Here is a 26539-nt window from a genome sequence, read left to right on the forward strand (position 1 = left end):
CAAATTTACCCAGTATTTCTCTGGAATGTGGAAATTAATCGCTGTGTCAGACAGTTATTCGCTCAAATCTAAAATAAATATGAAAAAACACCAATGAAGAATTCTCTGCCAGAGTAACAAATTTATCAGGCGATGTAGCAGATTTTTAAGATTATTTTTACGATTAAATTCCTGATTTATGTAAATCATTACAATCAGATAAATTGGTATTTTGGCAAACATATCTCAGCTTTATGACTGCTTTTTTGCGAATAAATAGCTAAACATTAGCGGGGATCAAAAATATATTTGCGTTTGCTTCCCTGTAAGATAAATTTTGCGGTTCCCAATCATAAAATGTCATATCACAGCAAGTTTCAGCATTTTCAAAATCATACTTTTGGCAGAGGATCAGCAAGCTGTCTTACATTTAAATTCCCGCTTTAATGCGAGCAAGATGACTTGTATCCAAGAGGTTGATTGACTTTAGTTAGGCAACATAGATTTAGGGAAAATTTTTGCTTAAAATTTCCCCCTATAGGGTGAAGACATAATTTTCAAATCAAATCTTCGGGATTAATACCCATTTCTCGTAGTCTATCAGCTAGAAGTTGCGATCGCCTTTTTTCTGCTTCTAATGCCGCTTCTGCTGCTTCTGCGCGTTGTCGTTCTTGTTCGAGAAGTTGACAAATTTCTACATAAGTAAAAAACTTTGTCCCATCAGGGCGAAAAATCTGCAACTCATCGCCAGATAAATCAAAGCGAATTCCTAAACGAGGACTGAGTAAATTTGCAGTTGCGGGGATAACATCTAACCCCCCTTCACCACGCAACCAACCTCTTAACTGATTTTTCTCAGGATTGTAAATATAATACTCCTCAACACCGTAGCGATCGTAAAACAGGAGTTTTCTATCCATCTCATCTTGAGAATTGCTAGGAGACAAAATTTCAAACACTACCTGCGGCGCAATTCCTGATTCATTCCATTGTTGATAAGAACCGCGTTTACCCTTTGGTCTGCCAAACACAACCATAACATCCGGCGCGTTAAAAATATTATTGCGTCCTTCTACCGGATACCAAAATAAATCTCCCGCCACAAATACATTCCCATCGTTGGCGTACAGCCAATCTAAATTTTGCTGGATAACCAAAATCCAGCGAAATTGTTCAGTATTATTTGCCATTGGCTGTCCGTCACTATCTGGGTAGATGACTTCTGTTTGGGTGAATGATTCGGCGTGAGAAACCATAGGCTGAAGTCTCAATGCTGCTTGGATTGTAGCACTGGATAAGGAGGCAGGGGGGCAGGGAGCAGGGGGACAAGGAATTTTAGATTTTAGATTTGCGATAGCGCAGCGTTAGCGAGTCCGCGAGCGTCTTTTGGATTCCAATCTAAAATCTAAAATCCAAAATCCAAAATTGTTTCAGTGCCCAATGCCCTAAATTAAATTTCCAATAACCCTGGTGGGGGTGTAATTTCAATGCGCCCAGATGGTATATCTACAACAGGTGCGATCGCTTCTACAAAGGGTACTAAAACTTTCTTCTGTTTTTTATCCGGCGCAAATCCTGGATCTAACTCTACTTCTAATAAATCGTTACCTGCGGGAATTATATCTACCACCTTACCCACCAATTCCCCCGAAGCTTGCAAAAACACTGATAACCCCAGCAAATCAGGAACATAAAATTCATCTTCTGCCAACTGGGGGCGATCGCTTATTGGTACCATTAACTGACAATCGCGCAATTCCTCTGCTTGGTTGCGATTGTTCACCCCAGCTAATTTAATAACGTATAAATTTTTTCCTTCAATGTAACGCCCTTCCAGCAACTCTACAGGCTGGGGTTCTGTCGCCCCTGGACGCAATAACCAACGTTTTCCTGCTACCTCAAATCTTTCCGGGAAGTCAGTATTGGGATACACCCGCATCTCTCCAGCCAATCCTTGAGGCGCGACAATCTTACCAATATCTAACCAATCATCCAATTTTGGACTTTCGATTGGCGATATTGGATTAATTTCTTTTTTCCTTTCCTTCTTTGCGTTCTTCTCTTCGAGACGCTTCGCGAACGCGTCTTCGTGGTTCATTCCCATTATTTAATTGCCATTTTAGATGGTGCGTTAGCCTACGGCATAACACACCCTACCACTATTTCCGTTCCTTCTGCCTTCTCTTAAGCGCTGACAGTCGCACTCTGATATATTTGTTCTACTGCCTTCGCTAACCGACTCATCCCGGTTACCAACTCTTCATCGCTACCGGTGAGGCTGATGCGGACACATTGTTGTTTATGCGGCCATTCTTCTTTTAAACCGGGGAAGAAGGTACTACCAGGAACCACAATTACACCGAATTTCTTTAATTCTTGGTATAATTCCCAGTCAGTAATTGGTAAATCTTGTAACCACAACCAAGCAAAGATTGCGCCTTCACCACGATGGAGGAACCAAGGTAAGTCCTTGGGCATGGCTGCCTCTAAGGTATTTTCTAATACAGTGAATTTGTTTTGGTAGAAGGGGCGAATGACTTGTTCGGCAATTTCCGCTAATGCGCCAGAATTAATTGCTCGCGCTGCGATCGCTTGTCCATAACGGGAGGAATGCAAGCTAGCATTAGTTTGGAAGGATTCGAGAACTTGAATTGTCTTTTCATTACCGATCGCAATCCCGATTCTTTCCCCTGGTAAGCCAGCTTTCGATAAACTGGTGCAATGCAGGATATTCTCTTCAAATATCAACGACATATCCGTGAAATTCAGCGCGGGGAAAGGCGGCGCGTAAGCGGAGTCAATTAATACTGGCACATCGTAAGGTGCAGCTAAAGCCGCAATTTTTCTCACTTCTTCATCGGTAAGCACGTTACCTGTAGGATTACAGGGACGAGAAAAAATCACACAACCCGTGCTTTCAGAAATAGAAAGTTGGCTGAAGTCAGGACGATATTTAAATCTGTGCGCAGGTGCATCAATATCTAAAGCTGGTTTATAAGCAACTAAAGCTTCCGGCGCTAGACAAAGTCCACCATAACCAGTGTAATCAGGACTTAAAGGTAAAACTATTTGCTTAAGTTCGCCTGTAGTCGTGTAACCACCGAAAGCATTAGCGGCGTAGAAGTATAAAGTTTGACTTCCAGGAGTAATTAAGATATTGCGAGCAGTTAATTGTAAACCGTAGCGCCGATTAAAATCATTCGCGATCGCTTCTATTAATGGTGCATAACCTTGGCTAGAGCCGTAACGGCAAACCACCTCACCATATTCCGAGCTAGCCAGCAAATCTGCTGTACAATCGCGCCATAACTGCTCTACAGCAGGCAAAATCAACGGATTACCCGCACTCAAATTAATCAATTCCTGCCCCGCGCCAGATTGCAGCGTTTCGATAATATCTTTCATAATCGCTCGCACGCCGGTCAGGTTAGACATTTGAGCGCCAATTTTTGTAAGGGCAGGATTCATAGGCTGTGACTAATAATTTATTGAGGAATTGACTAAATTCTTATGAGGGAATTTCTACTAGCAAAAGTTTACATCATTGCTCAGAAAGCTATTTCCATCATTTATTAATCTAACTAAAGAATGACATTTTTACAAAATTAGTCATTTGTCCAATACCTTTGCCAAAATAAGAGGGTAAAAAAATTTTGGCTTAAATGGCAAAATGACCACCCTAGTAAAGTTAGCTAGACTACTAGGGAGGCTGTAAGAGGATCTACGATCGCAAGGAGTATGAGCTTTCCTATTTAAAGTGCGATCGCACAAGGGACAGTTGATGAACTGCTCTGCTACTTAGGAGACGCAAAGTAAGCAACCGCGAGCTTTTTAACTTGGTTGTGGAGAATGCCTTCTCGCCCCGGCAAGTTCGTCGTTGCTGGATCGTAATACTGCATAAAGTTAATGATTGCAGCATCTTTTCCCACAGCACCCGGATGTACCAGACCAGCAGCATGACCGATTTCATGCAGTAACGTCACACGATCCGGCGATTTAGCTTTGGAATTGATCAACACAAACGGTAGCCAATCGGAAGGCTCGTCTGGGCGATCAATGATTACCATGCCGTTTGCTTCCTCGCCGATCGTCGATTGGCGCAGCGGGCAAACAATCACAGGCAATCGTGAGTAGTTATCTCCAGGGAAAGCAGCATGGGCTTTCTGCCGCAACTCCATCGCCTGTGTGCGAAGGGTGACTTCCTCATTAAACTGTAAGGTTGTCGCGGGGTCTTTTGTCGTTGCTGGATATGCCTGCAAATTCAGTCCATGCTGCTTCAGCAGACCCTGAGCTTTACTGAAGTAATCAGGCATCGGATCGTTTTCATCCTTGACATTACTCGTCCAGAAAATGGCGAGTCGTAGCGTTACAGTACCAGGATGAACGTAGTTGTGCAGTTTGTCCCATTCGGCAGGGCTTTGACCCTGATGCCGATTCAGAGGTTTTTGACTTAGCACCCGATCCCGATGTTTAACGGCTCCTGTAGGAGTGGCAGAATGATTTGACATGGGAGAAATCCTCACGAGTTATTTTGCGTTGCTCAGTTCTGGAGAAATCGCTTTACCATTACCTCCAGAAGTTGTTGCAGGACTGGGTTGAACTACAGGTGCAGCAAAGAGTTGCTGGAACAATTTTGCTGCTTCTGTATCTTTGCTGAGGATGATTTGTAACGCCAATTGTTCGCGTTCATTCTTGAGCCGCAATGCTTCATTTGCTAGCGCTTTTTCTCGTACTGCCTCATCCTGTAGTCCATGAGAATATTCATCCAAGCCATCACCTTGCCCCAATAACGCATCTACAATGATGCCTTCCGTGCGCAGTACATTTCGCATCGCAGACAGAATAACTCCGGGGACAGCAATCTCAGTTCCTGTTGCTGCATCTTTGTAGATAGAAACCTTTTTTGGAACTCGCAGGTATTTTGTTCCGCCATTTCCGACCTGCTTTTCCTCCACAAACTCTTGAATCGTATCGGTGTAGTCAACAATGTTTTTGAGTTCGTCGAGAATCAGTTGCTTGACTTGTTGCCGTCTAGTAGGATCATCTTTCATCACAGTTTGCAGAAGGTTATCTAGCTCTGCGAGGGGAACTTCTCGGCGCGATTCAGCATAGCCATTGAAGAATGCTACTTTGACATCAACCAAGTGCAACAGGGTGATAAATTCCTGATTCATTTGGCGGAAGACAAAGTTCAAGGTGCGGCTGACGTTGATGTTTTCGAGTTGCCGTTCAATCGCAGTTTCTTCGCCTGATTCGACTTTCGATTCAAAGCTCGTGTTCACTTGCACGTCTCGTTTTGCAGAAGCTTTAGCTGCGTGTTTCTGAGTCGTAGAACTGACATTTTTAGCAAACTCTTCACGGGCTGTATTGGAGCCGCCTTTGACACCACCACTGACATTCGCACTTGCAAACCCCCAACTTCCTTCAGCTTCGGCTTCAGCATAATATTCAAAGCTTTCGTTCGTATTTTCTTTGTTGGATTGTTCTTTCTGAAGCGAGGTTTCAAAGTCACTAGCACTTTCTTCTGTAAACGAGTCGAGAATGCTAGAGGCTTGTTTGGCTTCGGTTTCGGTTTTGAGATAGGTCTTGATACTAATCTTCGTTGATTCGCCAGGGAGCAGTGTAAAGGTTTTCAGGACTTTTCCAGCACCGTAAGTTCCCAAGAAAGAGGACAATCGATAGGTTTCGATCAACATCAAGCGAGGTTTAGCAGTCTTTGGTTCTGGGAGAAAGTTATAGTCAAATGCGCCGTGAAGGTTGCGGAAAATGTTGAGGCGTTCTCCAGCTAGCATTCGATCGGCGATCGCGTCTGCATCCAGGTCAGCGAGTGCATTCATGACTGGCTTTGCTTCTCCTACTCGTTGGGTTGGAAGCAGAATCTTGATCGCTTGGGTAGGTGCATTGCCTGTCGTTGAAGTTGGGACTGGAAGTTTGGGGCGGATTGCTAGGGCATTGTTGCTAACTCGAACGTTGGGGAATAGCTTTGGATCAAAGAAACCTGTTTGGAGTGCATTACGAATGGCTTCAACGAGACGTTCACGAGTTACTCCAGTCAGTGGTGCGCGGGTTCCAATGGGAGGTTGACCGATGCTCGGTTCATCTCTGAACCAGGTTCTGTCGATCGTCAGATTGATGATATTGCGACCGCTATAGCTTGTAGGTTCAGGGACGTTATAGCTGAGAATGGGGGCACGTCCACCGGGTTCCAGTTTGATCATCGGTTCGGATTGAGATGTAGATTGAGACATGGAAGTTTTCCTTGTAGTAATAGAGTTTGCTTGCTTAGGTAGTAATCCGAGTATGAAGTTGTGCAGCGCTAAAAAATTGAGGTCGCTACGCTTATTACAGTAGAAGTCTTTCTGAGATTTGTCGTTACAGATAAGTTCTGGTCTTTGAGCAAGACAGTTGAGTAAAGAAAAAAACTTTACACCACAAAAAAGTCTGGAAAGTTCAGGTAGGATCTTCTTGTATAGAAATTTCAATTCACTAGGACGCAAACGGCTTGGCTTCTCACTCTAACCTACTGCGCTGATGATGACTTCTGAACCGTTACTGACTATTGCTGACAACGCGATGTTTCGTTGTTTGAATCGACATCTAACCGATGTAGAAGTGGCGATTTTGCTAGGCGCGATCGCAGACCAAACCTATGAGCAAATCGCGGATCAATCTGGCTATTCGATCAGCTACATCAAGCGCGATGTCGGCCCTAAGTTGTGGCGACATTTATCAGCAGCCCTGCATGAAGGAATCAGCAAAACCAACTTTCGAGCCGCGCTCCAGCGTCATCTCAATCAACCTACGCCAGTCCAGATTGACTGGGGCGAAGCCTTGGATGTTTCGATCTTCTACGGGCGGACAGCAGAACTGAAAACGCTGTCGCACTTGATCGCATCCGGCGGTCGATTACTGGCGATTTTAGGCATGGGCGGCATTGGCAAAAGTGCGATCGCAGCCAAATTAGCCCAAAAACTCATACCAGAAGAGCAATTTTCGCGTGTGATTTGGCGATCGCTCTCGAATGCTCCATCCTTGGAAATATTACTAGTAGATCTCGTCCCGTTTTTATCTGGACAGCAAGACGCGATCGCAACACCAGAAAGATTGCTGCATTATCTGAGAAAACAACGCTGTTTGCTGGTTTTAGACAATCTAGAAACGATTCTCGATCCTCAGCAAGCTGGACAATTCCGTTCAGGATATGAAGCTTATAGCGAGTTGCTTCGATTGATTGGGGAAACGAATCATCAAAGTTGTGTCGTGCTGACCAGTCGGGAGAAACCTGCGATCGTCGCTGCATTAGAAGGCGAGAGTTTATCTGTGCGATCGCTACGCCTTGATGGTTCTCCTGAGATTGCGGATGCTTTACTGCAAGCTAGAAAACTAGCAGGAACGGTTGAGCAAAGACAAACCTTAGGCGATCGCTATAGCAATAGTCCGTTAGCTCTGAAAATTGTTGCAACTTCGATTCAAGATTTATTTGATGGTGATATTGCAGCATTCTTGCAAGAAGATACGTTTATCTTCAATGGCATTCGACGATTACTCGATTCTCAGTTCAATCGACTTTCTCCTTTAGAGAAAACGGTTTTGTATTGGTTAGCCATCAATCGTGAATGGACGACGATCGCCACCCTTCACCATGACATTGTGCCACCTGTTCCGAAAGCCAAAATTCTAGAAACACTAGAAGCTTTGTATGGTCGCAGTTTGCTAGAGCGTCAAGCAAATACTTATACTCAGCAACCTGTGGTGATGGAATATGTTCTCGATCGCTGGATCGCCGCTATCACAACAGAATTAGTCACAGCAAAGTTTTCACTGTTAGCTACCCATGCGCTGATGAAAACAACGGTGAAAGACTACATTCGCGAGAGTCAGGGGCGATTGATTGTGAGTGCGATCGCGGCTGAATTGCGCCGGCATTTTCCCTCGAATACTGCACTGGATGAGCAAATGCGGGGTGCGATCGCGCAGATCCGTCAAGATCAGTCGCTGCAGTTTAGCTATGCTGCCGGAAATCTACTGAACCTTTGTCAATTCTTGCAGATTGATCTCGCAGGCTATGATTTTTCCCATCTCACGATTCGCCACGGTGACTTACGCCGCAGTCCTCTGCATCACGTCAACTTCGCCCATGCTCATCTCATTGATACGGTATTTATTCAGCCGTTTGGTAATATTCTATCGCTCGACTTTAGCCCCGATGGAAACTGGCTGGCAACGGGAGATGTGTGTGGTCAGGTGAGAGTGTGGCAAGTTGTCGATCGTCAGTCTTATCGCACTTGGCAGGGACATAGCTTGTGGACGAAAGTCGTGCGCTTTAGTCCCGATGGCACTTGTCTTGCGAGCGGTTCTTACGATTTTTCCATCAAGCTTTGGGATCTCCAAACTGGACAATGTTTGCGAACGATTACAGGGCATGAACACGTCATCATGGCACTGGCTTGGAGTTTAGATGGACAAGTTTTGATCAGCGTGGATTGGTACAGGGTCAAACTCTGGGAAGTCGCGACTGGGAAATGCCTTGCAGAACTGACTCCTGGGGCGCAAGCGATGATTACACACATTGCTCATCATCCGACTCAAAATCGGTTTGCGCTCTGTCTTGATGGTCAAGTTCAGCTTTGGGATCTGCATGATCGACAATGTATCCGAACCCTTATCGGTCACACTGCTTTAGCCTTTTGCGCGGCTTGGCATCCCGATGGTAGACGTTTAGCGACGGCTGCCCACGATCAAACCGTGAAGATTTGGGATACTGAAACGGGGGACTGTCTTGCCACGCTACAAGGTCGCGATCCGATGTGGGCAGTTGCGTGGATGAGGGATCAGCGATCGCTGGTCAGCACTTGCACGAATGGACTCTTACAACTCTGGGATAGTGAAACAGGTAACTGTATACGAGTTCTGCGGGCGCACAACAGCACTGTCTGGGCAATTCTCACCCATCCGACTCGTCCGTTTGTGGCAACGGGCAGCGAGGAGCAGAGTATCAAATTCTGGAGTACTGAAACATGGGATTGCCTCAGCACGCTACAAGGCTATGACAATGGTATTCTGACGCTTGCCCTGAGTCCCGATGGACAAACCTTAGCAGCAGGTGCCCAGGATCAAACGGTGCGCTTCTGGAACTTGAGCACGGGTAGTTGTACGGATGTTTTGCGCGATCGCACGAATTGTACTTGGCGAGTAGACTGGCAACCCCAAGGTCAACTGTTAGCGATCGGCGGGCTGGATGGCTGTTTTAATCTTTGGGACACGGTGACAGGCAACTGCACTCGCATCAAACATGGCGCGCTCGGCATTGTGCATACGCTCGCTTGGCATCCAGACGGCATTCATATTGCCATCACTACAACGTCTGACTATGCCGTGAGAATTTGGAATGTCAAAACTCAGGAATGCACCCAAACCTTGCAGGGAAGTCCCTGTATGATTCATGGACTCAGTTGGAGTCCCAATGGGCATTATGTTGCAACTGGCGGTTCTGATTACAGGGTTTGGGTTTGGGATGCCAAAACGGGAGACTGTTTGTACGAATTGCCAGATCATCACAATGCAGTTCCCTGGATTGCTTGGAGTCCTGATAGCCAACAACTTGAAACGGCTTCTCGCGATCGCACAATCCGCATTTGGGATGTCGCAACAGGCAACTGTGTGCGCGTACTTCAGGAACAAGAATACTGTCACACGGTAGAGTGGAGCCGCGAGGGTCAAAAATTAGTCAGCGCCACTCAGGATGGACAGATTCAGCTTTGGGAAGTTGCGACAGGGAAACGCATCATCGCATTTCCCGGTCATTGCATTGGCATTGTACGAATTCTATGGGCAGAGCAAGATACAAAGCTGATCAGTGGCGGTGCAGATGGTCTGATCAAAATTTGGGATGCTCAAACGGGACAATGTCTACAAACACTGCAAGCCGATCGTCCTTACGAGGGAGTTAATATCACAGGGATAACGGGCATTACGCCAGCACAGCAGAGCGCCCTGATTTCATTAGGCGCGATGTTGACTAGCTGATCGCCCTAGCTTCTATGATGACTTCCAAAATTACTTCGGGATGGGAGAACATTGGAAATCTGAGCCTGAGCAGGGTAAGTGGGCGATCGCGCAATCAATTCAAGCACCATATCCAACCTCCAATTCAGCGAATTTGCCACAACCAGATGATAAAGGCGATTCCCAAGAGCAGATCACCACTGCCAGCCATAAGCGCGATGAGAGATAAATCGCCTGTGAACCAACAATACCTTTGCCAAAATAAGAGGGTAAAAAATTTTGGCTTAAATGGCTACTTGTCCCCCTTGTCCCCCTGCCTCCCTAGCCCTTGAGCGTCAACTTTCTGTAAACTCATAAACAGCCCATTAACGCAACTTGTACACAGGAGGGCTAAAGCGTGGATGTTAAAGCCGCAGTCGCTTACGGCGCTGGTAAGCCATTAACTATAGAAACTGTTCAATTAGAAGGGCCACAAGCTGGTGAAGTTTTGGTAGAAATCAAAGCGAGTGGTGTTTGTCATACCGATGCATTTACTCTTTCTGGTGACGATCCTGAAGGTTTGTTTCCCGCCATTTTAGGGCATGAAGGCGCAGGTGTAGTTGTCGAGGTGGGTGCTGGTGTAACTAGTGTAAAACCAGGCGATCGCGTTATTCCCCTTTACACCCCAGAATGTCGTCAGTGTGAATATTGTCTCAGTCTCAAAACCAATCTCTGCCAAGCTATTCGCCCTACTCAAGGACGGGGTGTCATGCCTGATGGTACTAGTCGCTTTAGTATCGGTGGCGAAATGATTCATCATTATATGGGCACATCTACCTTCGCTAACTATACAGTTTTACCGGAAATTGCCGTTGCCAAAATCCGCGATGATGCCCCGTTTGATAAGGTTTGTTACATTGGCTGCGGTGTTACCACAGGTATAGGTGCAGTTATTTATACAGCTAAGGTAGAACCAGGTGCAAAGGTAATAGTATTTGGCTTAGGTGGGATAGGCTTAAATGTCATCCAAGGGGCAAGGATGGTGGGAGCAGATATGATTGTTGGGGTAGATATTAATCCCAGCAAACGCGCCTTAGCTGAAAAATTTGGCATGACACATTTTGTGAATCCCCAAGAAGTCGAAGGCGATTTGGTTCCTTATTTAGTTGACTTAACCAAAGGTGGTGCTGACTACACTTTTGAATGTATCGGCAATGTCAACGTGATGCGCCAAGCCTTAGAATGCTGTCACAAAGGTTGGGGTGTCAGTGTAATTATTGGTGTTGCCGGTGCGGGAAAAGAAATTAGGACTCGTCCTTTTCAATTAGTAACAGGGCGCGTGTGGAAAGGTTCAGCTTTTGGTGGTGCCAGAGGACGTACAGATGTGCCGAAAATAGTTGATTGGTATATGGATGGAAAAATTAATATTGATGATTTAATTACCCATGTAATGCCAATTGAACAAATTAATGATGCCTTTGAATTAATGCACAAAGGTGAATCAATTAGAAGCGTAGTTACATTTTAAATTGGGCATTGGGCATTGGGCATAGGAGCATCCCAAATGTGCAAAAACGCCCTCACCCTATAAGGGTGGGGCTAGAAATACGAAGCCTGCCAAGGCAGGCTAAAAGTTTGATAGCCTGCCTTGGCAGGCTTTGTTGGTATAGCAATACCCTTCTAGGGTATTGCGTCAAAATTGGGATGCTCCCTTGGGCATTGGGCATTGGGCATTGGGGATAAGAATGACAATTGTACAGACAAGGGTTCATCGCGTCTCTAACAAATGATGAATCGCGTCTCTAACAAATAACTAATTAATTTCCGCTTCTACTGGAATCAATACGCACCCGTTAATCTTCCAGAGGGTATCGCGCTGCTTGGCCATGATATATAATGCCCTTACGGGAATTCCGTCAGGGCCTAGTAGCAATACTAATTGAGTTACCTTTCCGTGAATGGTTTTAATCTTTTCAAAAAAGACTGAACGGGGACGATACACCGCAGGATAACCCAGTTTTACCATTTGCATAAAGTTTTCTGGGTTGCGGAACTGAATTTGAATTTCTGTACTTGCAAGGGCAAAGGCTCCTGCAGTATCATCCTTTTGAAAGGCTGCTAATTGTCGTTCTATTGTCTCACGGATGGCGATGGCGTCGCTGGGGCTGATTTCCATATATCTCAAAAAGAGCGATCGCTTAATTATTGCGCTCTGTAGATTTTAATTCTAATTTCTCTATTTCTGCTCGCCAAAGGTCATAACCATCTAATGATAAATGTAATCCATCGGTGGTTAAATCTTCGCTTAATTTACCTTCAAAGTCTGTAAACCACTTATACATATTTACATAGGTAACTTTTTCTTGTTTAGCAATTACTTCTATTTGGGTATTTAAATTGCGAATTCTTTGATTAGAAATATTCGGTAAGCGCGTCGGTAATATTGATTGCACAATTATTTTTGCATTGGGGTGACTCAGACGTAAGGTACGCATAATTCGGCGATGATTGCGCAAAATTACTTCGTCTTTAGTACCTTTTCTTAAGTCGTTAATCCCAGCCATGATATATATGACATCTGGTCTGGTTTCCGAAAATGCTGATAATCTTTTTAAAATTCCGGTAGATGTATCGCCTGATATACCCTGATTTAACCACAATTTACCAGCAGGTAGTTTTTCTTGAGGAAACCACATGCTTAAGGAATCCCCAACTAAAATACCGAGAGAATCTGTGCCTTTGCTACGAGCGATCGCTTTGGCTTCTAATACTAATAAACGTTTCCAATCTTCATAAGTTAATTGACGTTTGTTTGCCGATTCTAAGGATTGCAAACTATCTGCAAATAGACGTTTATTTTGTTGAACTGTTTTTAAAGCTTCTAATCTTTGATCGTAAAGTTGGCTCCCTGATGCCAACACCCGATTAGCTTCTGGGAAAGTAGAATTTACTGATGATTCTACTAGTTTGGTAAATTTCTCATCGGTGAATCTTGGTACCGCCAAGCTTGACTGGGGGTTAATCTTTTCACCTAATATTGGCTGGGAAATGGCTGATGTTTGCAAACCTTTGTGAGGCAATTCTGGTAAGAATAAATTGACGCTGGGAATGCTTTGTTGATTGATTTTTGACTGGGAACCCTGTTGTAAATTCCACTGAAATCTTGAATGCTCTGGCAGAATAATCGACATCTGGGGAAGAGCCGATGCTGGTATTGCCAATACTGTTAACAAACCTGCTGTCAACAGATAAGGGTCCCTCATCGTATTTTCTCTCCTATACTCATTGCTTTTACTTATAACAGTAGTAATTGACTAAATTCAGGAAACTTATTTCGGTGTAACTGCTTATTTTGTTATTTTCATTTACTCTGTCTATATCTGTAAAGCGGATTCAGAGGATTTGCTTGGACAATTTACAATCTCTTTAAACCGAATTTTTACTGAACTACCGCAGATAAAATTTACTAGAGTACTTTAGTTACAAACAGAGATTTTGCTAACTCTATCACTTCCTCCACTGTAATCTCAGTACTTTCACGTTTTTTGGGCTATTATCAACAATACCAACTTTTATTATATTTGTGATTTATGTAACTAAAGTCATCAGTATTTACCCTACTGTTTGCCGATGAATGACAGTTTAACTTTCTCATCAAGGAGGCGCTGACATTGAATGTTGTTGTCATGGTAAATGTCTAATTTAGGAAATTTCAGCAAAAATTTCCAATTTCCTAGACCTAGAAACGATTTTAATTTTCTTATATAAAATTGGGCGTGCTTAGACAGCATAAATCAAAACAGAGGTTCAAGAGAAGAATACAAACAAACAGAATTATATTACGAAAAGTAAATTTAGTTAAAACCCTCTTCCCCTCTACCATCTTTTCATGATAAATATTCATGCCGTCTAACTGAATAAAATGGAAAATTTTACAACTATCACTAGCAGATGCGATCGCAACTCCTACATAGTGGGTAATACCCATCCTACCTATGTGGAAAAACTGAAGTATGAATCTTTGAATACAATACACAGGATACAAGGAAACAAGCAGGCGATCGCTAGAGCGTGATTTACATTGCTTTAGGCAGTTAAATTCGCTATTCTAGGGTAATCATCGGAAATTTTACACTTAAGTAATCAAGTACCTCACACGTTTCCTGGAATAATTGCAAATTTAGTCAAAAATCAAAAGGAATAGACGATTTTTGCTTATATTCTAACTAGAGGAATAGGAAAATTAGCTCATTTTCTGCTAACTATATTTTGTCAACCACCAGATGAATGCAAAAATGCGAAAACTACATTTGACTAATTCTCATAGATTATATATTTATGTAGAATAAGCGGAAAGGAAATGCTAAGATTTAGGCGAAGTCGTTAATATTTATCTGTTATTTCGTGGCAAGAGCTAGTACAGCAATCGGTGTCAGTCCGATTATTAAGGAGATTGTGCAAAAACAGGCACATTCAACTCGTTTGACTCTCAAAGAGGTTATACTGATGGGGATGTTAGCAATTGATAAACTCGACGATCAAAGTCGTCAAGAGCTAGCAGATGAAGTGCATAAAATGCAGGTTAACGGTGAGATATAAATCTGCTTTTTGGGGTCAATAATTAAAATTCCCAAATGAATATTGAAAATATTCATAAATTTTCAATTTACAATTTAGCCCCAAACAAGGGATAGAAAAAATAAATCACTGTTCAATTTTGGCTGATTTTTCCATCAATAATGGTCAGATTTAAAGGATAAAAGATGAAGTAAAAACTATATCAATACTCATCTTGTTTAACTTTCGCACTCCATCCTCAAATGGGTGGGGTAAACTCATCCTTTAAGCTTCGTCTTCTACTTGATGGAAACGGTAAATACTTCCCCTGACATAATCCTCATTAATTTCAAAAGCAAACCATCGGCGTTGCAAAACTTCAGCAACAAATCCTGTAGTATTAGAACCAGCGAAAGGATCTAATACTATATCATCTCGCTCAGTCAAAAATTTAATAAAAAACTCTGCAAAAGCTTGAGGAAATCTGGCTGGATGGGGTTTGATTCCTGCGGATTTACAACGGCGTAAATATGCACTATTTGATTCCGTATTGGCAATTTCCAGCAAATTTGGCGGAATTGCACCTTGGTTATCTTTTTGAAATTTATCAGAAATATTGTGTCCGCTAGGACGAATTTTTGCTTGATAGCCATTTTTAAGTAGTTGTTTCATACTTTGGCTATATGGTTTTAAAACTTGTCTGTTGTCTGCTTTAGGATTTGGTGTTTTTGATAACCACCAAACAACATTAACTGAATCTTTGACACGAATTCGCCTAATTGTTACCCACTCTGCCGGGGTAGGTAATCTGGCTGGATTATAATGATAAAATTCTTGCGCTAAAAAAAAGCCAACTTCTTTGCACAATCTAACTAAAAGTTCATATTGGTAGATACTGCGAACAGGATTACCGGGAAGATAAGCACCGCCTAAATCTAAAACAAATGAGCCGTTATCAGTCAGCTTTTTTTTAAATTCGTAGGCGAAAGGTAAAAACCATTCTATATATTTATCCGCACTTTCGTTACCATATTCTTTTTTACGTGCCAAAGCAAAGGGAGGAGAAGTGAGAATTAAATTAATACTGTTATCTTCAATATATTTAATTAATTCCAGACTATCACCTAAATAAATTGCCCCATAATTTTGACTGTAATAAGGACTAAAACTACTAGATTTATGTGTCTTGGGGATATTGGCTGTCAAGATTAGCTAAATTTTGATACTTGTACCAATTTAATATGAACATGCACCTAATTACTGTAGAAAATATGAAACTTTAAAAAACTCCGCGTACCTTTGCGTTTAAGAAATATATAGTTTTGTGCAGCTTCACAAATAAATATTATTTATTGGATAGTGGCTGCTACAAGCAAAAGGATAATGCTATCCTTGCTCAGATTCACAACTTACCATTTTTTGTAAGGGAGAAACTTTCCAGACATAATAATTTTTACGCGATCGCCTTTTGGATCTTCTTCTTTTTCAATATCCAAGGTAAAATCGATTGCGCTCATAATCCCATCACCGAATTTTTCCTGAATGATGTCTTTTATGGGCATACCGTATACCTGCATAATTTCGTAAAAACGGTAAATTAAAGGATCTGTAGGCACAATTGGCCCTAATCCTTTAACAGGATATGCGGTTAAATCTTGAATATATATCGGCCCTAATTCCAATGTCTCTAAGATTAACTTCGCCTCTTCTTCAGAAGCACTAGCTTGACGGTAAAATACAGCTGCAATCCAGACTTCATCTCGTCCAAGAATTTTTTCTAAATCAGCGAAACTGAGTCCTTTCTGCTTCTTCGCGGCTAAGAGCTTTTGCGTAATTTCTGGTAGAGACATTGGCTAAATTTTAGGTGAGTACTTTTGTCAGAATTAAATTTTACCATGTTAGGAATTGATTAATATGATACATACAAAAAAAAGTGGGGTTTATGAATTGCGATCGCATGGTAAATTACCCCATGCTCGCCAACCTTAGGAATGTATAAAAAAACTATAGTTGAGCGGTTAAGCATGAATTAAAAGTCAAAAATCATACTTATAAACCGTGTAGCAAATAGCTTGATATTTGAATAATTATACAGATTAACGCTTAGGCAATTGGAGCTTTAAGACAATTGCGCGATCGCCTGATATAAAAGCTAAAACCTTGATATCTCTAATGTCTTTAATCGCGATTCCTGGACTGAGATCATGGGTTAATAGCTAGGAAAAAGCAATAATAGTCACTCTAAAAACAATCAAATTACGTAAATAACTGACAAAAAAACCCCCATTGGGGGGTGGGGTAGTTATTCGCGTGGAGTGAACAACTACTAACTATTACTTAGAGTAGATACAACAATCCGAACAGAATAATCCAAATTACGTCCACAAAGTGCCAGTAGATTTCTGCGGCTTCAATACCGAAGTGTTTTTCACTACTGTAATGACCCGGACGACGCGATCGCCATAACACGGCCGCGATCGCCAAAACGCCGAGAGTAACGTGCAAACCGTGAAAGCCAGTTAACACATAAAAAGCACTGGCAAATAAATTGGTAGTTAAACCAAATTCTAAATGGGTGTATTCATATACCTGACCCACCAAGAAAATCGTACCCATCAAGGCTGTAATTGCCAACCAAGTACGCATACCCTTGGTATCGTTCTTTTTGATAGCAGTGTCAGCATTATGCATGACAAAACTACTAGCAATTAGATTGACGGTGTTAACTCCAGGTAGTAGCAATTCTAACTCTGGTGTACCTGCGGGAGGCCAGACAGGTAAGGTAGCACGGAAAGCGAGATAAGCTCCGAACAAACCCATAAAAATCATCCCTTCCGCAATTAGGAAGACAATTAGCCCAAACAGGCGATGATCTGGATGTTCTTCGTGCCCAACATGGGCGGCTTCCGCAGCGTGGTGATGATTTAGTTCAGCTTGTGCTGGATCAACTATTTGGCTTTGCATGAATTGTTGAATGATAAAGATGAGGGACTAGGGGCTAGGGGCTAGGGAGGGGGCAGGGGGCAGGGGGCAGGGGGGACAAGGAGGATAAGAATGATTATTGACTCTTGACTCTTGATTGTACAGACGCGATTAATCGCGTCTCTATCCAATGCCCAATGCCCAATGCCCAATGCCCAATGCCCAATGCCCAATTATTCTTTTTCCGCCGTGATTCCGGGATATGGTTCGTCGGGTTCGGCTCTTAATACTGAGTTGACGCCACCAGATAATACGGGATTGGGGTCGGATAAGGGTACGCCTTCGCTGGCGCGTTCCAAACCGTAGTCGTAGGGGCCTGTAGCTAGTACGGGAGTTTTATCAAAATTTTCGATGGCTGGGGGTGAGGTGGTCATCCACTCTAGGGTTAGCGCTCGCCAAGGATTATTACCTGCTTTCTCTCCGTACAACCAACTCCAAATTGCATTGATAATGAAGGGGAATGTGGAAACGGCGAGTATATATGAACCATAGGTGCAGATTTCATTCAGCAATGTGAATTTAGGGTCATATTGCGCTATCCGGCGGTTCATGCCCATTAAACCCAGTTTGTGCATGGGTAAGAAGGTCATATTGAGACCAACAATGGTTAAGGCAAAGTGAACCTTACCCCAGAATTCATTCATTTTTCTTCCCGTCATTTTCGGGAACCAATGATAGATAGCGGCAAAAATTCCCAGGACGCTACCACCAAACAGCACGTAATGTAAATGGGCGACGACAAAATAAGTGTCGTGAACGTGAATGTCAAAGGGTACAGAGGCTAACATCACGCCGCTAATCCCGCCAATCACAAAGGTACCAACAAAGCCCATTGCAAATAGCATGGGTGTATTTAGCTGAATTTTGCCGCCCCACATGGTAGCTAACCAGCTGAAAATTTTAATGCCTGTGGGTACGGCGATGATCATGGTGGTGATCATGAAGAACATCCGCAACCAACCGGGAATACCACTGGTAAACATGTGGTGCGCCCAAACAATTAGCCCTAAGAAACTAATTGCTAAGGAAGAATAAGCGATCGCTTTATAACCAAATATTGGTTTACGGGAATGCACAGGAATAATTTCCGAAATTGCCCCAAAGAAAGGCAAAATCATGATGTAAACCGCAGGGTGGGAGTAAAACCAGAACATATGCTGGTACACCACCGGATCGCCACCACCAGTAGGGTTAAAAAATGTTGTCCCGGCGATTAAGTCAAAAGCTAGCAAAATTAAACCAGCTGCTAACACTGGCGTCGATACCAACACCAGGGCAGAAGTGGCAAACATCGCCCAGCAAAATAAGGGCATTTGATGCACTCCCATACCGGGAATACGCATCCGCAGCAAGGTGACGAGGAAATTAATCGCCCCCAAAATTGATGATGTACCTAGCAGCAGGATACTAATAATCCAAATCGCCTCACCTACTTGGCCTGTGACTAAGCTGAGGGGCGGGTAAGAAGTCCAGCCGGCATCCGGTGCATCGCCTACAGCTAAACTGGCAATTAATAACACCCCAGCAGGCGGAATCATCCAAAAGGCGACGGCATTTAAGCGCGGGAATGCCATATCCTTAGCCCCAATCATCAAGGGGATGAGGAAGTTAGCAAACCCTGCACCTGCGGGCACAATCCACAAGAAAATCATGATTGTGGCGTGAAGCGTAAACAAGCTGTTATAGACTTCTGGGGTGACAAAATCTACATCAGGGGTTCTCAGTTCCGTGCGAACTAAGTCCGCCATCACGCCGCCAATGCAGTAGAAAATAAACGAAGTAACGAGGTATTGAATCCCAATTACCTTGTGGTCGGTATTAAAGCTAAAGTAATCTTGCCATTTTCTCACCCCTGGTTCTTCAATCAGGGCAGGGATGTTGGCTGTTTCTTGGATTTGCGCTTGGGTCATAAAGGTTTTTTGTCAAGGGTCAATAGTCAATGGTCAATGGTCAAAAATAATTTATTAAAAACCTTGGACTGTTGACTGTGGACTATTGACTTTGGACTATTGACTTATTTGTGAACTTGATGAAGTACTTCTGGTTTAATTCCCATGTCCTTGGTGTAAGGGGCGAGGAATTGATCTGCTGATAGATTGGCGGGATTGAGAGCAACAGCTTGATTTAAGGTGTCGCGGCTAGCTACTAGTTGCTCTTGTATCCATTTGTCAAAGTTTTCTGGACTTTCTACAACTACTTGCGTTCTCATTGCGCCGTGGTAAGGGCCACAAAGTTCGGCGCAGATGAGGGCATAATCACCTGCAACTCTGGGTGTGAAGCGAATTTCGCTTTGTCTGCCAGGAATCGCATCTTGCTTGAGGCGGAACTCTGGTACCCAAAAGGCGTGAATCACATCGTTGGCTGTCATGTTGATTTTTACTTCCCGCCCGATGGGAAGGTGTAGTTCTCCTGTAGACACGCCTGTTTCGGGATAGGTGAACAGCCAAGCATATTGCAGCCCTGTAACGTTAACTGCTAATGCTGGGGGTTTCCCGGCTTTGTCTGGGCTTTCGCCAATGGTGGGAGACACTATCCCGATCCCTGGCGCATTTTGCTTTTGGGGAATTTGGTCAGCATTGCGAATTGCGGCTGTAGCTGGGTCTTGCATTGCCGCATCAGATTCTTGCTGATTGAGGTTGGGTTCGGTGCTGGGAGGTGTATCGGTTAGAGTAGCGGCGATTGCAGCCCCCGGCATATTCATTGACATATTTTGGGTAATTGGCGCTTCATGGACTGCATGGGGATCGAAGCCGCCAATGTCGTTGTATACGTCAAAACTGTATACAGAAATACCAATAACTATAATTGCGGGGATCGCTGTCCAGAGAATTTCTAGAGGTACGTTACCTTCCACTGGCGGCCCGTCTTCGTTGTCACCGGGTTTCCGTCGATAGCGAAAAGCAGCGTAAAGCAAAACACTTTCGACAATCAAAAAGATGCCTGTCGAAACAATCATCATTGTGTTAAACAGACCATCAACTAAGACGGCTTCATCAGAGGCTGCTGTTGGCAACAGACCGTGATTTTGACCGTACCAAAGGCTGACGAGCGTTAGCACAATGCCAATGAGTAATGTCCAGATGGAACTTGGAATTTTCACGGCTCACTTAAATGAATTTACTATGTGATTTTAAAGCTGCCCACTTACTAAGGTAGTCGAGTCCACTCGCTGTGGACGTTAAAGGTCTGAAATTTTTATTAATTTTTTTAGCTATATAAATATTTTTGAGTAAAAGAGTCTTATCGGATATTGCTCAGGATAGATGTAAAGCATGGAAAAAATTTAAGAATAATTTTAGATATGGGATACTTTTTTGATTTTTAACAAAATTACCGAAAGCTGGCAATGCTTACTTTATCGGTATTTTGGTAGGTATTGCCCAGCCTACAAGTATCAAGAATCAAACTAGATTGCCCAAGTAAACTTTATGCCTTAAAAAAAATATCAACAACTTGAAAAATACCTAAAGCTTTTAGCAAAAAGTAGCAATAGTGCTTCAAAGTGTAAAGGAAAAGTATCACTGAAAGCTAAATCTATCAATCCTAGTCGTATACGCTAGGGTGGAAAAGGGTCGTGGCTGACAAACTAACAAATTAATAATTTTCAGTAAGTAGCTCTAATTGAGAGCGGGCATTAAAGGTATAGTTCATGAGCGAATTTGTCTTACAACCACAAAATGAAACGGTAGGCTCACAGCCGCCAGATATAATTCGTCGTTTGGTTTGGAAGATCTGCATAGCCACCTTAATTTTGATGGCGATAGGTTCTGCCACAAGGGTGATGAATGCCGGACTTGCTTGCCCTGACTGGCCTTTGTGCTATGGGGAATTAGTGCCAGCCAAACAGATGAATTTCCAAGTATTTTTGGAATGGTTTCACAGATTGGATGCGGCTTTAATTGGTGTCAGTGCGATCGCCTTGGTTGGTTTATCTTGGTGGTATCGTCGCGCTTTACCTAATTGGCTCCCTTGGGCATCAGCATTTGCCCTGTTTTTAATTGTCTTTCAAGGCATCTTAGGGGGTCTGACAGTCACAGAACTGTTACGGTTTGATATCGTGACTGCCCACCTGGGAACTGCACTGTTGTTTTTCATGACACTCTTGGTAATTGGTACAGCCCTCACCCCTTACCAAGGAACTGGCAATGTCGGCAAGCTACCTTGGATAGGTATAACAGCCGCGATTTTGGTTTACCTGCAAAGTCTTTTAGGTGCTTTAGTTGGTTCGCGCTGGGCACTCCATCAATGTTTGGGCACATCCCAACTTTGCACAGTGATGTACAGCCATATTTTCGGCTTAGTTCCGCCAACGGTAGCAACTTTAACAGTAGTCTGGCTATCTTGGCAAAGACCAGCACTCCACCCGGCTTTGCGCAGACTGGCAAATATGGCAGGGGGGTTATTGCTGCTGCAAATTCTTTTAGGCGTTGCGACTTTCAAATTACGCCTACAAGTAGAACTCCTCACCGTCACTCACCAAGCTATAGGCGCAGCCTTACTCGGTACTTTAGTTACGTTTAGCGTTCTCGCCTTACGGGACTGGATCGCAAACCGTGAAACCAACAATCACCCCATTGCTGTAACTGTCACGGCGACAACATCAGTCAACGGATTGCATTGAATTTGGGCATGGGGCATTGGGCATTGGGCATTGGGTATTGGGTATTGGAGGGAGACGCGATGAATCGCGTCTCTACAAGAGATATCCCCCTGCTCCCTGCTCCCTGCTCCCTGCTCCCTGCCCCCCTGCCTCTTCCCCTTAGCCTCAGTGGCGAATTCGTTATGAGCAAGGGCTACACATCACTTGTTAAAAAGGAAATTGAGCCAAAATGATTGAGACTAATGTCTCTCGCCACCACGAAACATTTTTTCAGGTAATCCAAAGTTACTACCAGCTAACTAAGCCTCGGATTATTCCGTTGCTGTTAATTACTACGGCTGGCAGTATGTGGATTGCTGCTAAGGGACAAGTAGATTTAGTATTGTTGCTAGTGACTATGACTGGCGGCACTTTGGCTGCTGCTAGCGCCCAGGTGATTAACTGTATCTACGATCGCGATATTGATTATGAGATGGAACGGACTCGTCATCGTCCGATTCCTTCGGGGAAGATACAGCCAAAAGGCGCTTTGGTTTTTGCGATCGCTCTCGCTATCATTTCTTTTACTCTCCTCACCCTTTTTGCTAACCTCCTCGCTGCCCTCCTGGCTTTTGCGGGCATTGTTTATTATGTTGTAGTTTATACCCACTGGCTAAAACGCCATACTACCCAAAATATTGTAATTGGTGGGGCTGCTGGGGCAATTCCCGCATTAGTAGGTTGGGCGGCTGTGACAGGTACGCTAAACTGGGGTGCATGGGTAATTTTCGCCAGTGTCTTTCTCTGGACACCGCCACATTTCTGGGCTTTAGCCTTGATGATTCGCGATGATTATGCCAAAGTCGGCATCCCCATGTTACCTTTGGTTGTTGGCGATCCCGCTACTGTAAAGCAAATTTGGTGGTATACCTTGGTAACAGTCGCTACAACCTTGTTACTTGTTTACCCGTTACATGACAGTGGCATTGTTTATTTTGCGATCGCTTCTACATTAGGGGCTATATTCATCCACAAAGCTTGGCGCTTATTGCAAAACCCAGAGGATCGCACCATTGCCAGAGGGCTATTTCTCTATTCCATTTCTTACATGATGCTGTTGTGTCTGGGAATGGTAGTAGATAGTTTGCCAATTACCCATCATCTAATAAATGCCGCGATCGCTCAGTTGCATTTAATTAGTTAGATATTGTAAATCTTGGCGATCGCCTCAATTTTTAGGAAGCATCCCTATTTTACCCTTGAAGACCCCGCCCTTAAGTGTGGGGTCTCATTTGTAGTGGGAGCATCTTGCTCCCTAATGTCAAACAAGCGCCTAAGAGAGCCATCACTACAAAAAAATCAATTTAGGGACTTCCAAATAAAAAGATATTCCAATCATTAACTTACCAAACCCGCAACTCGTAGAGGCTGGGTTACCCATTGGTGTCAACTTAAGCTAAAAGCTATATAGGGCGGGCGTTGTACAAAAACTTTCGCCCTCATCCCCTAACCCCTTCTCCTGGGGGAGAAGGGGAATTAAATCTCTTGCTCCCCTCTCCCACTGGGAGAGGGGCTGGGGTGAGGGCAAAAACCTTGCTACAAAGCGGGTTTCGCGTTAAGTTGACACGTATGGGGGTAACCCCGCCCCGACAATTTGGCATAATTTATTTTTTGGAGTTCCCTTACACATTTGGGATATCTAAATATATAAACTGGTGCAGCAATTTCACGCGCCACAACAAGGCTTGACTGTAAAGAACAAAATACTATTAGCTTCAACCGAAAATAGCTGTCCGCTAATCATTGCGTAAGGTAAGCTGGAAACAGCTACAGCGCCGCCACCACTTTGGTTAACTCGGTACAGTTGTAATTGCTGACGGGAGGCTCTAGGTAACGCCCAACTCTGGGCTGCTATCATATTTAAACGCGCGGAAACATTTTCACCCGATCTGTTGACTAACATCAACGATAAGTACTTTTTACCACGAGCTTCGCCCAAAATTGCCAAGGGTACCAAAGCAGAAGTGTTGGAACTTGTTGACTCAAGTACTTTACCGAAAAACCCCTGATTCAAATACTCAAATACCCACGATGCTGGGCGTCTGTTAAACGACGGAGAAGCACCAAGCTTTCCATACCATCCGTCAGCTTCGTTCCACGCTGTAGATCCGGTTGCTCCAGCATAAAGAATCGAACGTACTGCCAAGGCATCGAATATAGCACTAACATAGTTAGTCATGCTCTCATCAGGGGGAGACCAACTAATGTTGTACTCATTATGGAAATATTCTACCGCTTTGGAAGTAAACTTCTCGACACTGGCGCGCATATATTTTGTAGCGCCCCCTAAACTTTCTTGAGCAGAGTTCCAGATGTCGGAGTTGGGATTGGTTTTAGAGCCAGTGGAATAAGTATGATAGGAAATAAAATCTAATTGGGGGAATGCCGTCGATACAAAAGCATCAATTCTTGATGGAGTATAAGATTGGGCAAAGGCTGGCCCCCCTATTTTTATCTTCGGATCGACTTTGCGCATTTCTTGAGCCGCGATCGCAAATATCTTCCCTACCTCTGCCATGTTATCTCGGTAGAAAGGGTGAGAATCCAGCTCGTTGGTAATTTCCCAATATTTAAGCTTTTTTTGCAGTTGTATATTTAAGATTCTGACTAAATCTGCACAAAACTGTCCGTATCTCACATATTCCGATTGTTTAAGCACACCACTCCCATCGGTTAAGTAAGCAGGAAAGTTGGAGAGGTTCATCATTATTTTGGGATTATGAGGGTAGGCTCCATTCATCGCCGCAGTTATCTTTTCCACATCCCAAGAAAAGTTAGGTGTGTTTGGATTCTTCACCCAGCCACGAATATCTGTAATCGAGTCTGCCATCTGCCCTCCGTAATGATACCTAACTAAACCAGGTCGCATCGCTTTCAGACCATCACGATAATTAGCATTACCTCCTACATTAGCTATTCCCGGTATGTTTCCCTGATAAGAGTTGAGTCCGAAGTGCAAGGGAGTAGATACTAAAGGCTTTTCAGTAATTGGATTAGTCAACTGCTGGCTCCAGTTTACAGAGATAGCGATCTCTTGTGAGATGGCTGGTTGACTGGATACCAACAGCACAAGACCGCTCAAGCAAAAGGGTAGTAAAAGAACAGGTAACATCTTCCGGAACATACGAAAGACATCCCTACACACAGACCAGCAGTGGCGAAATATCAGCATAAATAACTAAGTAAAAAAGGCTACCCTTTATTATTCTCAAGGTTATCGAACTTGACTAAATTAAGTCCTAATTTTAGCCTTATACTTGCTTTTACACCCCTGAAATTATACATACTGCGATCGCTCTTGCTGCCCTCACCCCCAGCCCCTCTCCCACCAGGAGAGGGGAGCAAGAGATTTAATTCCCCTTCTCCTGGGGGAGAAGGGGTGAGGGGATGAGGGCGAGGGTTTTTGTACAACACGCGCCGTATATAGCTTTTAGCTTAAGTTGACACAGGTGGGCAATGCCATGCCCCTACAATCATATTGTCGGGCGATACATAATCATCACCAGCGAATGCGATCGCTTTGCCTTAAGCAAAATCTCTGATGTATTAGTGTTTTTATTTACACAATTTTTTCAGAACAATTTAAAAAATGAATACGACACATGGTAGATGCCATTGGTGTCAACTTAACGTGAAACTCGCTTACCGCAAGGAACTGAAGTTCCTTGCTAATAGTCAAAGTCATCTCAAGATGACTAAATACCCTCAAAATCTTGAGTCTACTTTAGTAGACTTTGGCTATTAGCCTGAGAATTCATTCTCAGGCGGATGACAAAGCTAAGACAATCGCCAAAAACAACAAAGCCTAGTTACACAACCGCTTATTGTCATACATCGCCATTTTTGCCCCAGCAATCTACCCTTTTACCTGCGGAAAACACCTTTAGGAGTACGCGATATACCTAAATGAGTAAGTAATATACCTTTTCACCTGCGGAAAACACCAAAATGAGTGCGTGATTTACCTAAATGAGAAAGCGAAAAGGCTTAATGAGTAGGTGAAATAGTATTTTACCTGCGGAAAACACAGTAATGAGAACTCGTTAAGCCTTAACGAGAAGGTGAAATGGCTTTTCGCTTACTTAAAACAAAAAAATGAGTACATGATTTCGATAAACAAGAAAGCGAAATGCTTTTTCGTTTACGAAAAATATAAAAATCAGTCCTAAATATGTATAAACGATAAAGCAGGCACATTTTCAGCAAACAAACTTAACCTCAAGGGACATCCAATTTTTTAAATACCCAATGAAAAACTCCACCCACAAGGGGATGGAGTTTTAGGGCATGGGGAATGGGGCATGGGGCATGGGTAAGAGTTCCCAATGCCCAATGCGCAATGCCCCAAGTCGGCGGGCAGCTATCCCTCTCCACCCACAAGGGGATGGAGTTTCCCGC

The 26539-nt window shown here is 43.5% G+C and carries 21 protein-coding genes; 8 read left to right on the forward strand and 13 right to left on the reverse strand.

Features of this window, described 5'->3' with window-relative positions; translation table 11 throughout:
- Positions 1-536: 536 nt before the first annotated feature.
- The 5 genes from AACW45_RS24345 to AACW45_RS24365 all read right to left on the reverse strand — a co-directional run bounded on the left by AACW45_RS24345 (position 537) and on the right by AACW45_RS24365 (position 6227).
- The gene (locus tag AACW45_RS24345) at positions 537-1235 is read right to left on the reverse strand and encodes a Uma2 family endonuclease (protein ID WP_190629167.1); all 699 of its coding nucleotides are present in this window, start codon (positions 1233-1235) and stop codon (positions 537-539) included.
- A gap of 194 nt (positions 1236-1429) precedes the next feature.
- Positions 1430-2077, reverse strand: a complete 648-nt coding sequence (gene rimM, locus AACW45_RS24350; RefSeq protein WP_190629169.1) for a ribosome maturation factor RimM — start codon at positions 2075-2077, stop codon at positions 1430-1432.
- A gap of 86 nt (positions 2078-2163) precedes the next feature.
- Positions 2164-3447: a valine--pyruvate transaminase gene (locus tag AACW45_RS24355; RefSeq protein ID WP_190629181.1), complete on the reverse strand. Its 1284-nt coding sequence runs from the start codon at positions 3445-3447 to the stop codon at positions 2164-2166.
- A 326-nt stretch (positions 3448-3773) separates the two neighbouring features.
- Positions 3774-4487 carry a hypothetical protein gene (locus tag AACW45_RS24360; RefSeq protein ID WP_190629183.1) on the reverse strand — a complete coding sequence of 238 codons (714 nt, stop codon included), beginning with the start codon at positions 4485-4487 and terminating at the stop codon, positions 3774-3776.
- 18 nt (positions 4488-4505) lie between these two features.
- Positions 4506-6227, reverse strand: a complete 1722-nt coding sequence (locus tag AACW45_RS24365; protein WP_190629185.1) for a hypothetical protein — start codon at positions 6225-6227, stop codon at positions 4506-4508.
- 283 nt (positions 6228-6510) lie between these two features.
- Between AACW45_RS24365 and AACW45_RS24370 the strand changes: the two genes are divergently transcribed.
- The 3 genes from AACW45_RS24370 to AACW45_RS24380 all read left to right on the forward strand — a co-directional run bounded on the left by AACW45_RS24370 (position 6511) and on the right by AACW45_RS24380 (position 11491).
- Complete coding sequence (locus AACW45_RS24370) at positions 6511-10005, forward strand: eIF2A-related protein (protein WP_190629187.1); 3495 nt, start codon at positions 6511-6513, stop codon at positions 10003-10005.
- Positions 10006-10045: 40 nt separating this feature from the next.
- The gene (locus AACW45_RS24375) at positions 10046-10213 is read left to right on the forward strand and encodes a hypothetical protein (protein ID WP_190629189.1); all 168 of its coding nucleotides are present in this window, start codon (positions 10046-10048) and stop codon (positions 10211-10213) included.
- A 168-nt stretch (positions 10214-10381) separates the two neighbouring features.
- Complete coding sequence (locus AACW45_RS24380) at positions 10382-11491, forward strand: S-(hydroxymethyl)glutathione dehydrogenase/class III alcohol dehydrogenase (RefSeq protein ID WP_190629191.1); 1110 nt, start codon at positions 10382-10384, stop codon at positions 11489-11491.
- Positions 11492-11776: 285 nt separating this feature from the next.
- Here AACW45_RS24380 and AACW45_RS24385 read toward each other — a convergent pair whose 3' ends face one another.
- Together AACW45_RS24385 and AACW45_RS24390 are read right to left on the reverse strand one after the other, a co-directional pair.
- A complete protein-coding gene (locus AACW45_RS24385; protein ID WP_096642331.1) occupies positions 11777-12139 on the reverse strand; it encodes a DUF4864 domain-containing protein in 363 nt (120 codons plus the stop codon).
- 22 nt (positions 12140-12161) lie between these two features.
- Positions 12162-13226, reverse strand: coding sequence for an SGNH/GDSL hydrolase family protein (locus AACW45_RS24390; protein ID WP_190629193.1), 1065 nt, complete (start codon positions 13224-13226; stop codon positions 12162-12164).
- 659 nt (positions 13227-13885) lie between these two features.
- Between AACW45_RS24390 and AACW45_RS24395 the strand changes: the two genes are divergently transcribed.
- Both AACW45_RS24395 and AACW45_RS24400 read left to right on the forward strand, forming a co-directional pair.
- The gene (locus AACW45_RS24395) at positions 13886-14038 is read left to right on the forward strand and encodes a hypothetical protein (protein ID WP_190629195.1); all 153 of its coding nucleotides are present in this window, start codon (positions 13886-13888) and stop codon (positions 14036-14038) included.
- A 311-nt stretch (positions 14039-14349) separates the two neighbouring features.
- Positions 14350-14562 (forward strand): hypothetical protein, encoded by a 213-nt coding sequence (locus AACW45_RS24400; protein WP_096642333.1) that lies wholly within the window; start codon positions 14350-14352, stop codon positions 14560-14562.
- A gap of 243 nt (positions 14563-14805) precedes the next feature.
- Here AACW45_RS24400 and AACW45_RS24405 read toward each other — a convergent pair whose 3' ends face one another.
- The 5 genes from AACW45_RS24405 to AACW45_RS24425 all read right to left on the reverse strand — a co-directional run bounded on the left by AACW45_RS24405 (position 14806) and on the right by AACW45_RS24425 (position 20602).
- Positions 14806-15726 carry a DNA-methyltransferase gene (locus tag AACW45_RS24405; RefSeq protein ID WP_199330963.1) on the reverse strand — a complete coding sequence of 307 codons (921 nt, stop codon included), beginning with the start codon at positions 15724-15726 and terminating at the stop codon, positions 14806-14808.
- Positions 15727-15929: 203 nt separating this feature from the next.
- A complete protein-coding gene (gene cynS / locus AACW45_RS24410) occupies positions 15930-16370 on the reverse strand; it encodes a cyanase (protein ID WP_190548160.1) in 441 nt (146 codons plus the stop codon).
- A gap of 487 nt (positions 16371-16857) precedes the next feature.
- Entirely contained in the window at positions 16858-17484 is a 627-nt protein-coding gene (locus AACW45_RS24415; protein WP_096642338.1) for a cytochrome c oxidase subunit 3, read from the reverse strand.
- A 191-nt stretch (positions 17485-17675) separates the two neighbouring features.
- Complete coding sequence (gene ctaD / locus AACW45_RS24420) at positions 17676-19412, reverse strand: cytochrome c oxidase subunit I (RefSeq protein WP_190629197.1); 1737 nt, start codon at positions 19410-19412, stop codon at positions 17676-17678.
- A 104-nt stretch (positions 19413-19516) separates the two neighbouring features.
- The gene (locus AACW45_RS24425; protein ID WP_190629199.1) at positions 19517-20602 is read right to left on the reverse strand and encodes a cytochrome c oxidase subunit II; all 1086 of its coding nucleotides are present in this window, start codon (positions 20600-20602) and stop codon (positions 19517-19519) included.
- A gap of 549 nt (positions 20603-21151) precedes the next feature.
- Here AACW45_RS24425 and AACW45_RS24430 point away from each other — a divergent pair.
- Both AACW45_RS24430 and AACW45_RS24435 read left to right on the forward strand, forming a co-directional pair.
- Positions 21152-22123, forward strand: coding sequence for a COX15/CtaA family protein (locus tag AACW45_RS24430; RefSeq protein ID WP_190629201.1), 972 nt, complete (start codon positions 21152-21154; stop codon positions 22121-22123).
- Between the two features lie 208 nt (positions 22124-22331).
- Entirely contained in the window at positions 22332-23285 is a 954-nt protein-coding gene (locus tag AACW45_RS24435; protein ID WP_190629203.1) for a heme o synthase, read from the forward strand.
- A gap of 522 nt (positions 23286-23807) precedes the next feature.
- On the opposite strand, the gene AACW45_RS24440 is transcribed toward AACW45_RS24435, so the two are convergent.
- Positions 23808-25265, reverse strand: coding sequence for a GH39 family glycosyl hydrolase (locus AACW45_RS24440; protein WP_190629205.1), 1458 nt, complete (start codon positions 25263-25265; stop codon positions 23808-23810).
- A gap of 465 nt (positions 25266-25730) precedes the next feature.
- Here AACW45_RS24440 and AACW45_RS24445 point away from each other — a divergent pair, with 465 nt between their 5' ends.
- Entirely contained in the window at positions 25731-25886 is a 156-nt protein-coding gene (locus AACW45_RS24445) for a hypothetical protein (RefSeq protein WP_190629207.1), read from the forward strand.
- Positions 25887-26539 lie beyond the last annotated feature (653 nt).

Source organism: Calothrix sp. FACHB-168, from assembly GCF_963889195.1.
Lineage (GTDB): Bacteria > Cyanobacteriota > Cyanobacteriia > Cyanobacteriales > Nostocaceae > Aulosira > Aulosira anomala_A.

Bases quoted from the DNA above. Each gene is read 5' to 3' on its own strand.
- AACW45_RS24385 (WP_096642331.1), bottom strand. From the start codon at position 12,139: ATGGAAATCAGCCCCAGCGACGCCATCGCCATCCGTGAGACAATAGAA.
- AACW45_RS24375 (WP_190629189.1), top strand. From the start codon at position 10,046: ATGGGAGAACATTGGAAATCTGAGCCTGAGCAGGGTAAGTGGGCGATC.
- AACW45_RS24415 (WP_096642338.1), bottom strand. From the start codon at position 17,484: ATGCAAAGCCAAATAGTTGATCCAGCACAAGCTGAACTAAATCATCAC.
- AACW45_RS24365 (WP_190629185.1), bottom strand. From the start codon at position 6,227: ATGTCTCAATCTACATCTCAATCCGAACCGATGATCAAACTGGAACCC.
- rimM (WP_190629169.1), bottom strand. From the start codon at position 2,077: ATGAACCACGAAGACGCGTTCGCGAAGCGTCTCGAAGAGAAGAACGCA.
- AACW45_RS24445 (WP_190629207.1), top strand. From the start codon at position 25,731: ATGAATACGACACATGGTAGATGCCATTGGTGTCAACTTAACGTGAAA.
- ctaD (WP_190629197.1), bottom strand. From the start codon at position 19,412: ATGACCCAAGCGCAAATCCAAGAAACAGCCAACATCCCTGCCCTGATT.
- AACW45_RS24395 (WP_190629195.1), top strand. From the start codon at position 13,886: ATGGAAAATTTTACAACTATCACTAGCAGATGCGATCGCAACTCCTAC.
- cynS (WP_190548160.1), bottom strand. From the start codon at position 16,370: ATGTCTCTACCAGAAATTACGCAAAAGCTCTTAGCCGCGAAGAAGCAG.
- AACW45_RS24360 (WP_190629183.1), bottom strand. From the start codon at position 4,487: ATGTCAAATCATTCTGCCACTCCTACAGGAGCCGTTAAACATCGGGAT.
- AACW45_RS24370 (WP_190629187.1), top strand. From the start codon at position 6,511: ATGATGACTTCTGAACCGTTACTGACTATTGCTGACAACGCGATGTTT.
- AACW45_RS24390 (WP_190629193.1), bottom strand. From the start codon at position 13,226: ATGAGGGACCCTTATCTGTTGACAGCAGGTTTGTTAACAGTATTGGCA.
- AACW45_RS24355 (WP_190629181.1), bottom strand. From the start codon at position 3,447: ATGAATCCTGCCCTTACAAAAATTGGCGCTCAAATGTCTAACCTGACC.
- AACW45_RS24430 (WP_190629201.1), top strand. From the start codon at position 21,152: ATGAGCGAATTTGTCTTACAACCACAAAATGAAACGGTAGGCTCACAG.
- AACW45_RS24345 (WP_190629167.1), bottom strand. From the start codon at position 1,235: ATGGTTTCTCACGCCGAATCATTCACCCAAACAGAAGTCATCTACCCA.
- AACW45_RS24440 (WP_190629205.1), bottom strand. From the start codon at position 25,265: ATGTTCCGGAAGATGTTACCTGTTCTTTTACTACCCTTTTGCTTGAGC.
- AACW45_RS24435 (WP_190629203.1), top strand. From the start codon at position 22,332: ATGATTGAGACTAATGTCTCTCGCCACCACGAAACATTTTTTCAGGTA.